Annotated in this window: 10 protein-coding genes; 3 read left to right on the top strand and 7 right to left on the bottom strand. The window is 45.4% G+C overall.

All coding sequences use genetic code 11. The features are described from left to right. On the bottom strand, positions 1 to 767 hold a 767-nt coding region (locus tag ACS8FD_RS11145; RefSeq protein WP_439275915.1), incomplete at its 3' end, for a hypothetical protein. Positions 768 to 947: 180 nt separating this feature from the next. Further along, positions 948 to 1,547 (bottom strand): hemerythrin domain-containing protein, encoded by a 600-nt coding sequence (locus tag ACS8FD_RS11140; RefSeq protein WP_439275914.1) that lies wholly within the window; start codon positions 1,545 to 1,547, stop codon positions 948 to 950. 223 nt (positions 1,548 to 1,770) lie between these two features. Here ACS8FD_RS11140 and ACS8FD_RS11135 point away from each other — a divergent pair, with 223 nt between their 5' ends. Together ACS8FD_RS11135 and ACS8FD_RS11130 are read left to right on the top strand one after the other, a co-directional pair. Then, entirely contained in the window at positions 1,771 to 3,294 is a 1,524-nt protein-coding gene (locus ACS8FD_RS11135; RefSeq protein WP_439275913.1) for a cryptochrome/photolyase family protein, read from the top strand. 69 nt (positions 3,295 to 3,363) lie between these two features. Then, complete coding sequence (locus ACS8FD_RS11130) at positions 3,364 to 4,194, top strand: Cof-type HAD-IIB family hydrolase (RefSeq protein ID WP_439275912.1); 831 nt, start codon at positions 3,364 to 3,366, stop codon at positions 4,192 to 4,194. Positions 4,195 to 4,444: 250 nt separating this feature from the next. Here the strand turns inward: ACS8FD_RS11130 and ACS8FD_RS11125 are convergent, their stop codons facing one another. Both ACS8FD_RS11125 and ACS8FD_RS11120 read right to left on the bottom strand, forming a co-directional pair. After that, the gene (locus tag ACS8FD_RS11125) at positions 4,445 to 4,708 is read right to left on the bottom strand and encodes a hypothetical protein (protein WP_439275911.1); all 264 of its coding nucleotides are present in this window, start codon (positions 4,706 to 4,708) and stop codon (positions 4,445 to 4,447) included. Positions 4,709 to 4,760: 52 nt separating this feature from the next. After that, positions 4,761 to 5,627 (bottom strand): 3-oxoacyl-ACP reductase, encoded by an 867-nt coding sequence (locus ACS8FD_RS11120; RefSeq protein ID WP_439275910.1) that lies wholly within the window; start codon positions 5,625 to 5,627, stop codon positions 4,761 to 4,763. Positions 5,628 to 5,793: 166 nt separating this feature from the next. Here ACS8FD_RS11120 and ACS8FD_RS11115 point away from each other — a divergent pair, with 166 nt between their 5' ends. After that, positions 5,794 to 6,939 carry an ABC transporter substrate-binding protein gene (locus ACS8FD_RS11115; RefSeq protein ID WP_439275909.1) on the top strand — a complete coding sequence of 382 codons (1,146 nt, stop codon included), beginning with the start codon at positions 5,794 to 5,796 and terminating at the stop codon, positions 6,937 to 6,939. A gap of 89 nt (positions 6,940 to 7,028) precedes the next feature. On the opposite strand, the gene ACS8FD_RS11110 is transcribed toward ACS8FD_RS11115, so the two are convergent. From ACS8FD_RS11110 to gltB, 3 genes are all read right to left on the bottom strand, one after another. Then, positions 7,029 to 8,273 carry an FUSC family protein gene (locus ACS8FD_RS11110; RefSeq protein ID WP_439275908.1) on the bottom strand — a complete coding sequence of 415 codons (1,245 nt, stop codon included), beginning with the start codon at positions 8,271 to 8,273 and terminating at the stop codon, positions 7,029 to 7,031. Positions 8,274 to 8,471: 198 nt separating this feature from the next. Beyond that, a complete protein-coding gene (locus ACS8FD_RS11105; protein WP_439275907.1) occupies positions 8,472 to 9,893 on the bottom strand; it encodes a glutamate synthase subunit beta in 1,422 nt (473 codons plus the stop codon). A gap of 161 nt (positions 9,894 to 10,054) precedes the next feature. Beyond that, a complete protein-coding gene (gltB, locus tag ACS8FD_RS11100; protein WP_439275906.1) occupies positions 10,055 to 14,518 on the bottom strand; it encodes a glutamate synthase large subunit in 4,464 nt (1,487 codons plus the stop codon). Positions 14,519 to 15,239 lie beyond the last annotated feature (721 nt).

The following is a 15,239-nucleotide window of genomic DNA, read 5'->3' as shown; positions in this document are numbered from 1 at the left end:
CCCCAAATAAAGCTATTAGCTACCCAATAATTACCTTGCTCCTCAACCATGTTAATCATTTTTATGATCATGACTATAAAAACAATATTTCTGACTAGCGATTCTAATCCTGAGAAAATACCTGTGGTCCACCACTCCTTCATCCATTTGAATGACATCTGCTTCACCGATAGAAGCTTCAGCCCATCCTGTCGAACAAAAATACAAGTGGCTAGTAAAATAGCTATATTGACAATGATATTCGTCCAAGCAATACCGATAACACCCATATTTAAATTATACTTAAAAGGCCCAAAAAATACGCTGTCTAATAATATGGACAGCATCATCTGCACCGCTAGCAAGCCATAAATATACTTGTCTCTATTTAAACTAATAATAACGACTGTCATATATTTGACTAGCGTAGCAAACATGATAGCTACGGTTTCTAAACGAATATATTGGATCGTTTCTTCCACGATATGCTTTGACTGCTCCATAAAAATCACAATATTTTGTGAATAAATGAATAAAATCGCAGACAAAACAGCCATGAGACAAAAGATGACGATAAACCCAGTTTGAACTTTATTTTCAAACTCGTTTTTATCAGATAGAGACTTACCGAATAGATAGAATAAAGGTAAAATTAAGGCTTCTTGCGCCACCTCGTAAATCAAACTAAGCCATAGTATTTGACTGGCAATATTTATTCCTGAGTCACTAGGCAAATTACCAAGAAAATTCACTCTAACGGTTTGATAGAGTGATGGTAATACCATCATTGAGATAAGAGCGATTAACAGTCTGACATTGATATTTTTGAACATGAGGCTTTATCGGAAATAAGATATTTGAAGTAGAGTACGTTATGAACACCTTTAATGCCAATAGTTCTAAAAAAAGTGCGTGGAACGCACTCTACAACTACAGTCTAGCTTAATAATTAAAAAAACCAGCCAACCCTAACCCTGTCGTAACCCCAAAATAGGAATCACTAAATCTTCTTCATCAGTCAGATGCTGCTGAAGCAGATCCGTTACTTTAACTAATGTCTCGTGCAGCTCGCGAGCCAACGCTTTATCCTCCACTTCACTTCTCGCCAGCATATCATTTTGAATTTGCAATTTATCTAGCAGGTCATTGAGATACTCATGGTCGTAGCCGAGTATCTCAAAAGCAGGTGCGAGCTTGGGGTACATACTGACAAATTCTGGGAAAAACCCTTCGTCCTCTACCCCATGATGCTGATGTAACTTAAGCACATGCATGTTGATACGCTTGAGAATTTGTGAGCGATATTCCGCCCAATCAAAATCACCACTGATATAAGCCTCGCTAATTTGCGTCAAAATGCGTTGGCGCTTACGGATATTGGTATGCACCTTTAGCCAGCCTGAAGTTTTATAGGCGTAGTCAGCGCTAAACCATTGGTCGGGTGGCAGCTTGTTATACAGAAATAACCAATCCGCCTCCAAGCGGCTATCGGGATGCCTGGGTGCAAGACTAAATAGATCATCGTCGAGCGCTTGCTGGCTTGTGTCATTAGGAGTAGAAGCAGTCATTGAGTTACCTCAAGTTGTATTATCAATTTTTGGCTTAATGCTTGCATATATGGCGGTGCTATTCTTTGATTTATAGAGTAGCCGAAGCAAAACACCTTTCTAGTATCGGCAACAATAAAGTACCTAAAACCATGCGGACGCTGAATAATTAACATAACCTTACCTTACAAGGCGACAATCGCTCCTTTATAATGAACTGACTTTATCAAAGTAAGCTTAACTTATGAGTAAAAGTATTAGTCTTATTTTTCCGCATCAGTTGTTTGCTGATACCTCGCTATGGCAGGAGGAGTGCTACCTCATAGAGGAGGATTTGTACTTTACTCAGTACCCGTTTCATAAACAAAAACTGGTCTTGCACCGCGCGAGCATGAAAGCCTATGAGCACACTTTAAAAGAGGCAGGTAAGACGGTACATTATATCGACTCTGCGCATCAGCATAGCGACTGCCGTCAGCTGATTGCGAGTTTTAAAAGCGATAAAGAAGCTAATGATAATAAAGATACTATAGCGAAAATATACTGTATTGACTTAGTCGATGACTGGCTGCGTATGCACATTCAACAGGCGGTGCAGGGCGCGGATATAGCGTTTGATGTTTCTCCCACCCCAATGTTTTTAAATCCTTTGCCGGTATATTGTGATTTTTTCAAAAATAATCGCCTGTTCCATCATGACTTTTATATGGAGCAGCGCAAGCGCGAGAAGATACTTATTGATGACGAAGAAGAACCGCTTGGTGGTCAATGGTCATTCGATGAAGACAATCGTAAAAAGTACCCGAGTAAAGAAACCCCGCCTACGGTTGAGTTTCCTAAGCTGCGCAAGTATTACGAGGAGGCGATAGCTTACGTTGAAGAAAACTTTAGCGAGCATTACGGCGAGGCCAATGCTGACTTTCGTTATCCGACTACGCATGATGAGGCGGAGCAGTGGCTTGAGAATTTCTTATCGACACGTTTTAAAGACTTCGGGACATACGAGGACGCCATCGTTGCCAGCGAGTCTATTTTGCATCATAGTATCCTGACGCCGATGCTTAATACTGGCCTGCTGACGCCTGAGCAAGTCATCACACGCACGCTTGAGGTCAGTGAAGAGTATGATATTCCGATTAACTCTTTAGAGGGTTTTATCCGGCAGATCATTGGTTGGCGCGAGTTTATGTATGGACTCTATGAGTCTATCGGTCGTAAGCAGCGTACAAGTAACTTTTGGGGTTTTAAACGTAAAATACCACCGAGCTTTTATACTGGCGATACCGGTATTGTGCCGATCGATACCACGATTAAGAAGCTACTTAAAACAGGTTACGCGCATCATATCGAGCGCCTAATGATCTTTGGCAACTTTATGTTGCTGTGTGAGTTTGATCCCGATGAGGTGTATCAGTGGTTTATGGAGCTATTCATCGACGCTTATGATTGGGTCATGGTGCCAAATATTTACGGTATGAGCCAGTTTGCCGATGGTGGTCTGATGGCGACGAAACCCTATATCAGCGGAAGTAATTATATTAATAAAATGAGTGATTATCAGGTCAAGTCCAAAGGTGAGCTAATAGAGTGGGCAGCCGTTTGGGATGGACTGTTTTGGCGCTTTATGCACGTACATCGCGACTTTTTTGAGAAAAATCCGCGCATTGGTATGCTGCTATCAATGTGGGATAAAATGGATAAAGATCAGCAAAAAGAGCATTTAAAGAATGCCAATGAGTTTTTGGCAAAGCTTGATCAAGAGAATTAGCATTACCTGTTTAAAGACGCTCATAAATGAGAATGATAGAAATTAGAGGATAAAAATCAAAGGATACTTATGTTTACCGAATACAAAGCTAGCGGCGCGCAGGCGGCCAGTAAAATCCCAACGCCCAAGATTATCTTTTTTGATATCGATGATACTTTGAGCCGCGCCGGAATGATTGCCATGCACAACCAAACAACCCTTGAGACGCTAGCTGATAGCGATATCAAGCTGGTCATCTCTACAGGCCGCTCAAAAGCCATATTGCCACCTGATATTCTAGCGCTGCTTGAAGCGGATGTGCTAGACGCGATCATTTGTATGAATGGTCAATATAGTTTTGATAATCACCAAAGAATCAGTCACTATCCCCTGACAACTCAGCAAACTGCGAAAATCGTGCAGTTGTGTCAAGAAAGCAAGCTTATTCATAAGTTTGATTCAGCGACGCATATTTCGTGGTCGGATGAAAACGAGCGCCTGCGTGAGTTTAATGCGCGCACGCCAAACTCCATCGTTGACCCCTATTATTATAAGACCAATGAAGTCTATCAGTGCTCAGTATTCTTTAATAATCAAGCTGATAAAATGCAGGAGGTAGACTTTGCCAAGGATGACTTAAAGCTAGTACATTGGCACAATACCGGCGCAGACATTCTGCCAATAGAGGCGTCAAAAGCGCGCGGCATCCTCGATATTTGCGCGTATTACGGCGTCGATGCGAGCGACTGCATGGCCTTCGGTGATGGCATGAACGATATAGAGATGTTTGATCTAGTTGGCTTTGCGGTTGCGATGGGCGACGCGCAGCCTGACTTGATAGCACGCGCAGACTTTGTCACGGGGACTATTGAGGAGCGCGGCATTCAGGCGGTGCTTGAGCGTTTGGATCTGGCGTCTTAAAAAGGCGAGAGCTGTACATGAGTGAGGACGGAAATAGTAAATTACTGCTCTGCCCGTCCGCAAGGTGAGAGCTGTGCTGTGCTCTTGCGCGAGGGACGAGCGCCGAGCGAAACCATTAAAGAAAGATGGCCTGTAAACCGCATATTTCTATCTGTTAAAGTAGGCGATGCTGAGGCCATTTTTAACATTTTTTGTCTTTTTATATTCGGTCAACTAGGCACTCGCGCTACGCTCTGAGCATTATGAACAACTACCCTCGCCCTGCCATTATTCTATAAAGTCCAACGCCCAATTTGTAACAAACGCCGATGACAACCACAAAAACCACAATCGCTAAAAGGTAAGCTAAAAAGTCAGGCACACCCGTCATCCAACCAATCGTAAAGACCGTCCCCAAATAAGCTTCCATGGGCCAATTGATAATCGGCGCAGAAGTACTAGCGTTTAGTAATACAATCAAAGCGACTAGCCCAATTAGGGCAGTTATGATTCCTACGCGTTTTTGGTTGTTCATATCATCTCTCTTATTTTAATATTTTTATTATTATATTTATTAATCTCAAGCTTTAAGGCATGGTCAAGCCGCCATCGACGGCGATGGACTGACCGGTTATAGCGGCGCTCAAATCTGAAGCCATGAGCAGTACTGAGTTGGCAAAGTCGGCAACCGATGTCGCCTGACGCAGCGGCGTAGTAGTGGCGATATAATCAAAGACTTCCTCAGTCGTTAAGCGACTGGCATCAGTGGTTTTTAGTAGCCCACCTGCTAACAAATTGACGCGAATACCGTGCGGCCCAAGCTCGCTGGCAAGATTGCGAGTGAGTCCTACTAACGCAGATTTGGCGGTAGTGTAATCATAATAAGTCACGACGGGGTTGTAGATTAGGTTAGTTGAGATATTGATAATCTTACCCATTTGCTGCGCTTTCATCTGCGGCAGTACCGCTTGAACGGTGTTGACCGCGCCCTTGACGATACCGTCAATCTGCTGGGAGAAATGCGACCACTCGACGGTCTCGATACTGGTATTGTCAGCGCTAGGATCAAATTGATAATGCGGCAAGGCATTATTAACTAAGACGTCAATACGGCCAAAATGTTTAATCACGGCCTGCGCCATCGCCTGCACTTCTTCTAGCTGAGTGACGTCCGCTTGATAAGCAAAAGCTTGGCCACCAGCGGCTTTGATATCGGTAACGACTTGCTCAGCGGCTTTGTCATTGTTTAAATAATTGACACAGACACGAGCGCCAGCAGAAGCCATTTGCTGAGCGATTTGAGCCCCAAGGCCCCGGCTACTACCGGTGACGATCACTACTTTATCAAGAAGAAGTTTGGGTATAGTCGTCTGAGTCATCATTTTATCCTTTGTTATATTATGATAGTTAATATTGCCCGTTTCATCGGTGCTGACATAAATTTTAGCAATCATAGCATACCTAGCATTATTTACAGCGCGCATTAGCCTAGCTACTCTTGGTTTATTATGCTCTATTGGAGCGAGCTGATTTTGACAACGGCCTTTAAATCAGGCTAAATCATAACCATAAAGATATAAATAGGCATTACTGACTGATATTCATTTTAGGAGAGATATTTTGAGCCCATCATTACACGGATTTTCTGCAAATTCTGCCACTCGTCCGGTTAAACGCTCTTTTATAACCGCCGTGCCAAAAGTACTGCTTAGCGCGGCAGTAGGTTTAGCGCTCGCAAGCTGTAGCAACTCTGATAACGCGGCCGTCGAAGGCGCAGCTGATAGCGATGTCACCCTGAATCTGTATAACTGGTCAGAATATATGCCGCAAGAGATCCTTGATGGCTTTGAGGATGAGACCGGTATTTCGGTCAATTACACCACTTTTGACTCTAACGAAGCGATGTATGCCAAGCTCAAATTGCTCGATGATTCAAGCCAGTACGATTTGGCCATTCCGTCGACCTATTACGTCGAAAAAATGGCGAATGAGGGTTTACTACAAGAGCTAGATAAGTCAAAGCTCAGCAACTTTAGCAATCTAGATACCTCCTTTACCAATACTAAAGTCGATCCCGACAATAAATATTCTGTCCCTTATATGTGGGGTAGCACTGGCCTTGCGATTAACGGCGACGCGATTGACCCGGCGACGGTCAATAGCTGGGATGATTTGTGGCGTCCTGAGTACAAGAATCAGGTGATGCTAATGAATGACATGCGCGAAGTATTCGGTATGGCGCTATTAACTCTGGGCTACTCAGGGAACAGTAAAAATCCTGACGAGATTAAGGCGGCTTACGACAAGCTCACCACTATCATGCCCAATGTCAAAACCTTTAATTCAGACGCCACCCGTATTCCTTATATCGAAGGCGAGACCAATCTAGGGATGACTTGGAATGGTGAAGCGGTGATGGCAAACGATGAAGGCTTGACGAGTCTGGTTTATAAATATCCGACTGAGGGCGCTATTCTGTGGATGGATAATTTTGTCATTCCAAAGAACGCCAAAAACGTCGATGCCGCGCATCAGTTTATCGATTATCTCTTGCAACCTGAAAACGCCAAAATCGTTAGCGAAGAGATTGGCTATGCTTCCCCGAACTTAGCAGCGCGCGAGTTGATGGAGGAAAGCGTGCGTAATAATCCAACGATTTATCCGTCTAAAGAAGTACTTGCCAAAGCAGAGTTTCAAGAAGATGTCGGTGATGAAGCACTGCAAGTGTATCAGCAGTATTGGGATATGCTAAAGACGGGTCGTTAAATAACAAAGTTGATCATAAATAATAAAAACGCTAACTTTAATCGTTAGCGTTTTTTTATGCTTTGAGCTTAGGGTCTGTTGAACATTGCTTATAAGTGCAAGTCAGTCTCATGACCTTGCTCTCTCATTCTATGCTGTTCGCGGCGTTGATATCTCAGACCAGAGGCTGAATACCACTGCGAATTGGTGGTTTGTAATAGATCACTAAGCCGCTGTAACTGCGCTTGCAAGGTTTGCGTTAACCAAAAATAGCCTTGCCACTCAAAGGCGAGATGCTGCACGCTTGGATATTCAATCACTTTGATGCGAGTAATCGGGCGAAACACTTCATCGCTAGGACTACGCAGCACGGCGGCCATATGCTGCATGGCATGGGTTAACTCATGCTGATAATGCATCAGCAGAATATGATTGTCCTCATCGATCTCGATATTGGCTAAGCGTGGCGCTGCACTCAACAACAAATCAATAGTACCAATGATATTACGGTGTGAGCGCTGGATGGTCTCAAGGGTTTCTTTATCGATACCCGACTCGCTAGCGGTTGCTGCCATATGGGGGCGCACGGCTAGCAGGCGCTTATTAATCTTTTGTAGCTCTTTAACGAGCGCTTTATTCACAGGGACATCAGGGATAGCGCTCCTAGCCGGATAAGTCGGATGAATAAGATCAGGTAAGCTTGTCACCTCAGCATACTGAAAAGGTCTATCGGTCAAGCTCTCGGCATCGATATGATCGCCGACCCCGGCATAGAGATTACTACAAGATTCTAGATTATTAGCCAATAAAAACCGCCACATTAGCGTCGATTTCAGTGGCAAAATCAGCGTGGCGGCTACTGCAACTCCTGCGCCAATTAAGATATTAAAAGCGCGATATAAGCCGTCTTGTCCGATATTACTCTGATCAGGGCTAGAGACGATCATTAGCATGGTAATACCGGTGAGCAGTCCGATGTAGCCTAGCTGCTTGACCGCGAAGTAGCCAATAATACCGCTAATCACCCCTATCGATAGGTAGTACAGCCATATCCACTCACCGAGGTCTTTACTCAGCCAAATAAAGCCTAAACCGACTACTACCCCAAGTATGGTTCCTAAGATACGCTCTTTGGCCTTGGTATAGATTGCGCCTTGATATTGTAGTAAACCCAATATCACAAACACGGTGATAGTCGTCCACTCACCATGGGGTAAGTTGGTCAAATTATTGAGCAATAAGGCGGTCAAGACCGCCAAACCTAAGCGCATGGCATGCAAAACATCGGCATGCAAGTAGCGGGCATAAGGCTCAACAAATGGCGCACTGATACGCTGCCAAAGGGACGGTTTCACTGAATAACACTCTTATCAATTAAAATAAAAAACGCCTTTTATCCATTACTGGACAAAAGACGTTATGGATATAAGCATGCTAGCACAGAATATAAAAATTAAAACTTGTGGGCGTTCAAAAGTCGTTATTTATCTTATCAATAGCGTTTGACGATCTTATACTATTATCACTTTCATACTATGTTTGATCTTTACTTTTTAGACGTCTAAATAATCTAAAATACCTTCGGCGGCTTCTCGGCCTTCCCATATAGCGGTAACGACTAAGTCAGAGCCGCGCACCATATCGCCGCCGGCAAAGATTTTGGGATTTTGAGTCTGAAACTTATAGGTCTGATCTTCTAGCGCCACCACGCGACCTAAAGCATCCATCGCGACTTGCTGAGTCTCGAACCAATCGGCAGGACTCGGACGAAAACCAAAGGCCATAATGACCGCATCGCACTCGATAATCTCTTCTGAATTAGCTATCGGCTCAGGGCGCTGACGGCCACGATTGTCCGGCGCGCCCAACTGAGTAGTCACTACTTTGACCCCATTGACCTTGCCATTGAGGCCAATAATCTCAGTCGGCTGACGGTTAAACAAAAACTCAACCCCTTCTTCACGCGCATTAATCACTTCACGGCGCGAGCCTGGCATGTTCTCTTCATCACGGCGATAAGCACAAACCACGCGCTCCGCCCCTTGACGGATACTCGTACGGTTACAGTCCATCGCGGTATCGCCGCCACCGAGCACCACCACTTTTTTACCTTTTAAATCGATGTATTCGGTCGGGTCTTTTTCCCAATCATTACAGCGATTGACATTGGCAATCAAAAAATCAAGCGCGTCATAAACGCCCTCTAACTCTTCACCCGCGAAGCCTCCGCGCATATAAGTATAAGTGCCCATCCCCATAAATACGGCGTCATAGTCGTCCATCAGCTCATCGATAGTGACATCGGTGCCGATTTCTGTATTTAGACGAAACTCAATGCCCATATCTTCAAAAATGGTACGACGATTGCGCATGACGTCTTTTTCCATTTTGAACTCAGGAATACCGAAAGTCAGCAGCCCGCCGATCTCAGGACGCTTATCAAAGACAATAGGCTTGACGCCATTTCTGACTAAAATATCAGCGCAGCCTAACCCTGCTGGCCCTGCGCCAATAATCGCGACTTTTTTATCCGTCCAGACCACATTGGACATATCGGGACGCCAGCCTAAGGCAAAAGCGGTATCGTTAATATACTTCTCAACATTGCCGATAGTCACCGCGCCAAAGCCGTCGTTCAAGGTACAAGCGCCTTCACACAGACGATCCTGCGGACAGACGCGGCCGCAAACTTCGGGCAAAGTGTTGGTACGATGACATAATTCAGCCGCTTGAAAAATCTGCCCTTCGGTTGCCAGCTTTAGCCAATTGGGAATGTAATTATGCACCGGACATTTCCATTCGCAATAAGGGTTGCCGCATTCAAGACAACGATGCGCTTGGTTAGCCACCAATTCGGTGTCTTGCGGCGTGTAAATCTCTACAAACTCAGTCGCGCGAGTGACGATGTCTTTTTTTAGCGGTTCAAGTCTAGGAACATCCAAAAACTGAAAGCTATTTTCTAAACGTTTTGCCATAATCATAATCTCTTTGATAGTGGGTAGTGATAAACGATAAAGACCAGCTTCTCAATACAGAATCGTGTCTTTAGGAGCTCGCAGCATCACTGACCTGCTTAAAGCATCTGCACTTATAGAGCGCAGCGGTCCTGAAGCGTTTTTGAAGCGCTCCTGAAACGTTACTGTGGATCTGCCATCGTAGTATTGAGTAAATTGGCAATACTAGCTGCTTTGGGCTTAACCAAATAAAACTTGCGCACGTAATAATCAAAATCCGCCAAGAGTGTCTGACCCCAAGCGCTGCCGGTTTTAGTCACGTGGCTCTCAATCACTTGCTTCAAATAGATGCGATGCGCTTCGGTCTGCTCGCTAGAGATACGGTTCAGATCGATTAGCTCGTGGTTACAGCGATCAAAGAAGTCGCCTTCCATATCGAGTATGTAAGCAAATCCGCCCGTCATACCCGCGCCAAAGTTTAGGCCCGTTTTTCCAAGTACAGTGATAATACCACCGGTCATGTATTCGCAGCAGTGATCGCCTGTGCCTTCTACGACGGCATGAACCCCTGAGTTACGCACGCCGAAGCGCTCACCTGCCGTGCCTGCCACGTATAACTTACCGCCCGTCGCGCCATAAAGACAAGTATTACCAATGATAGCGGTATCCTTAGCGGCAAAGTTAGAATCTTTTGGTGGATAGATGACAATCTCGCCGCCTGCCATACCTTTACCGACATAATCGTTGGCATCGCCCTCAAGCTCGATATGCAGGCCGCCAGCGTTCCATACGCCCAAACTCTGACCTGCCGTACCGGTGAGATGAAGCTTGATAGGCATATCATTCATGCCAAGGTTGCCCCAATGCTGGGCAATCTCACCGGATATTCGCGCGCCGATAGAGCGATCGCAGTTGCCGACGTAATAGCTGTAGTCACCGCCTAAGCCTTGGCGAATAGTGAGCATCATATCGCTAATCATCTGCTCAGCGAGTAAGCCTTTGTCAAACGGCTCATTGCGCTCAACTTGGCAAGTTTGCGCTTTGCCACTGCTTGCAGGATGGCTAAATAGCAGGGGCGTCAGATCCAAGTGGCGCTGCTTATCTGTATTACCTTCTAATATCTCAAGCAGATCGGTGCGTCCGACTAGCTCCTCCATACTGCGCACACCGAGCACCGCGAGCCATTCGCGTGTTTCAGTGGCGACAAATTTAAAGAAGTTAATGAGCATCTCCGCCTCGCCAATGTAATGCTCATCGCGTAGTTTGGCTTTTTGGGTGGCAACCCCTGTCGGACAGTTATTTAAGTGACAGATACGTAGATATTTACAGCCGACCGCGATCATCGGCGTGGTACCAAATCCGAAGCTCTCTGCACCTAAGATAGCGGCTTTTACCACATCAAGACCCGTCTTGAGACCACCATCGGTTTGGATACGTACTTTGTCACGTAGGCCGTTGACGCGTAGCGATTGATGGGTTTCGGCCAGACCCAGCTCCCACGGTGAGCCGGCGTGATGAATAGACGATAAGGGCGATGCCGCCGTACCACCATCATAGCCTGAGATGGTAATCAAATCGGCATAAGCTTTGGCAACGCCAGTAGCGATCGTACCGACTCCCGGACGCGAGACTAGTTTGACCGATACTAGCGCATCAGGGTTGACTTGCTTGAGATCAAAGATCAGCTGGGCTAAATCTTCGATAGAATAAATATCATGATGCGGTGGCGGTGAAATCAGCGTCACCCCTGGCACCGAATAACGCAAACGCGCAATCAAAGCATTGACCTTACCACCTGGCAGCTGACCGCCCTCACCAGGCTTAGCACCCTGAGCGACTTTGATTTGCATCACTTCTGCTGAGCGCAAATACGCAGGGGTCACGCCAAAACGCCCTGAGGCCACTTGTTTAATCTTAGAGTTACGCAAAGTGCCGTAACGCACAGGGTCTTCGCCGCCCTCTCCCGAGTTTGAGCGCCCGCCAATCGTGTTCATCGCCATCGCTATCGACTCATGCGCCTCAGGAGATAAGGCGCCTAGCGACATACCCGCAGAATCAAAGCGCGATAGGATATTTTTCATATCTTCGACTTCATTGACATCGATAGCGTTATCAGTCTTTAGCGCTAATAAATCCCGCAAAGTAGCGACAGGACGGCTGTTCACTAAATCAGCATAATTGCGATAATTGTCATAATCACCGGTACGTACCGCGGTATGTAAGCTGTTAATCACATCAGGATTGAAGGCATGATACTCTTTGTTAAAGACGAATTTAAGCAAACCGCCTTGATCGAGCGGCGCACGGCGTTTGAAAGCATTTGCGGCTAATTGTGCTTGATCAGCGGCTAAATCAGCAAAGGTCGCGCCTTTGATTCGGCTTTGCACCCCTTTAAAGCAGAGATCAACCACTTCTTCAGACAGACCGACCGCTTCAAATAACTGCGCGCCGCGATATGATACTACTGTTGAAATACCCATTTTCGATAAAATCTTCAATAAGCCTTTATCTAAGCCTTTACGGAAATTAACTCGCGCTTGAATTGGATCGCCTAATAGCTCACCTGTTGCGACCAAGTCACCAATAACATCATAAGCCAAGTATGGATAAACGCAGGTCGCACCAAAACCAATCAATACCGCGACTTGATGTGAATCACGCGCTAGACCCGTCTCGATGATCAGATTGGCATCGGTACGAATACCCTCAGCGATCAGATAATGATGCACCGCGCCCGTCACCATAATGGCATTGGCAGGGACTTTATCGGCATCAATGTTTTTATCTGATAACACAATCAGCGAATGACCACTACGAATAGCCGTAGCGACTTGCTGGCAAATAGACAGAATCGCGTCATCTAGTGACTGCTCACGCGAATAATTTAAATCAATACGTGCCATTTTAAAGGCATCGTCGTCTAAGGCTTCGATCTGCTGCATCTTGCTAGCAGATAGTACGGGTGAGGATAAGATAATCCGGTGCGCGTCTTTTGCTGAAGGCGCAAACACATTGGTCTGCGCGCCCAAACAAGTCTGTAGCGACATGACAATGGATTCACGTAGCGGATCAATTGGCGGGTTAGTCACCTGCGCGAACTGCTGACGGAAGAAATCCCCAACATGACGTATCTGCTGTGATAGCACGGCCATCGGCGTATCGTCGCCCATAGAGCCGACGGGCTCTTGACCGTTTTCGGCATTGGGGCGAATGATTTCAGTACGCTCTTCATTGGTAATGTGATACATCTTTTGTAGCGCTTTTAGGCTATCACCGCGGCAAGCCTCGCTCGCTATTTGTTCCTCAAGGCGTTCATCATCGCGTATGCGCGTGGCCTGTTCACGTAGCCACTTACGATAAGGATGCGCTTTTTTGAGCAGGGTCGCTATAGTATTCGTATCCATGATTTGTCCGGTCATGGTATCGATCACTAGCATTTGTCCTGGACCGACGCGGCCTTTAGCAAGTACGTCTTTTGGTGCATAATCCCAAACGCCAATCTCAGAAGCAACAGTGATATAGCCGTTCTTGGTCGTCACCCAACGTGATGGACGCAGGCCATTACGATCCAGCATACAGACCGCGTAACGTCCATCTTGAATAACAAGGCCTGCCGGCCCATCCCACGCCTCCATATGCTGAGAGTAAAACTCATAAAACGCGCGTAGATCCATGTCCATACTATCGACATTTTGCCAAGCAGGCGGTACTAATATTGACATCGAATGGAACAAGTTCATCCCACCTGAGACAAGTACCTCAAGCATATTATCAAGGCTTGAAGAGTCCGAACCTGTGCTATTCACTAACGGGGTCAGCTCGCTTAAGTTTGGCAATTTATCTGATTTAAGCTTAGGCGTACGCGCCTCAGACCAGTTGCGGTTACCGGTAATGGTATTGAGCTCGCCATTGTGGGCAAGATAACGAAACGGCTGCGCTAAAGGCCAACGCGGCAAAGTATTGGTCGAAAAACGCTGATGAAACACTACAATGTGTGAAGCTAAACGCTCATCTTGCAAATCCAAAAAGAAAGCGGGCAAATCAGACGGCATGACCAAACCTTTATAGATAATGGTCTGGCAATTCAATGAGCAGACATAAAATAGCTCGTCATCGGTTAGGCGCTGCTCGGCTTTTTTGCGCGCAACGAACAGCTTACGGTTGAAATCATCTGCGGCCAAATCCTCAGCAGCGTTGACAAATACTTGCTTAAAATCAGGCAAAGTCTCACGACCAATGTCACCGACGATACTTAGATCTAAAGGCACCTCGCGCCAGCCAGCGACTTCTAATCCTTGAGCCATAATCTCTTCATTTAACACTTGCTGGCTATAGGCCGCTTTGTCGCTATCTAAATGAGTAAACACCATACCCACTGCAAAATTCTCATTGATAGACAGCTTTTGCTCAGTGGCAATGGTTTGGAAAAACGCTTTTGGCGTCGCAAGCAATAAGCCGCAACCATCACCGGTTTTGCCATCTGCTGCTACGCCGCCGCGATGGGTCATACAACTGAGACTATGAATAGCAGTTTTGACTAAATCGTGACTGGCTTGTCCCTCAATATGAGCAATCAAACCAAAACCACAGTTATCAGAGAAATCATCTGGAGTCGCTAGATGGCTATGCGAGGAGATCATTGACATGGTTTATCCTTTTGGGTGAACGGGCGACTGGTATCCAATGCGAACACGAAACGCAGCACTACAAATAAAAACACAATTAAAATAAAGTCTACCAAACGTTGTACTAATATATTCATTTAAGCGGATTAATAAAGCCCGCGATGAACGGTCTAAACCGCGAAAGATGCTCAAAAATCGTTTAAGCAAGCTTTTGTTAGGGCGTCAATTCAACGCTCGTCTTCGTCGACGACTTATCCCTAAGTAGTAAGTTGATTATTTATTGCAATAGCAAATAACCAGAGGGTTAAAGCTATGATTGAACTATGACAACCATTTGAGGTGACAGCTACTAACGCTCGTACAACTTTCACAACAACTAGCTCATAGTAACTGACGTAGTAGCCGACTAAGCGGTGGCCATGTAATGACGATTTTTAAACTTATTGTTTTTGAAACTTTGTATAACAAACTATCAAAACCAATTATAAAGCTGACGATGTTTATAAAACGAATATCTTATTTTCACCTAATGAAATACTGTGTAAGCAAGCATTTGATGTGTAGCATGAGTCACAGGTTTACGATAATCGTACAATTCAGCGCAGGTACTAATCATAGATAATATTTAAGCAAAAATCTAGTTATTTATTTGACCTATCCCGCTTACACCTATAATTAATTTTTTGTATTTAAAAGAAACGGCTGTGTTATTTAGGGTCTGTTGACCATTCACAAATGAGCA

The organism is Psychrobacter sp. 1U2 (assembly GCF_051847575.1).
The sequence above is the reverse complement of the archived record's forward strand: the minus strand, read 5'-3'. Positions and strand labels throughout refer to the sequence as shown.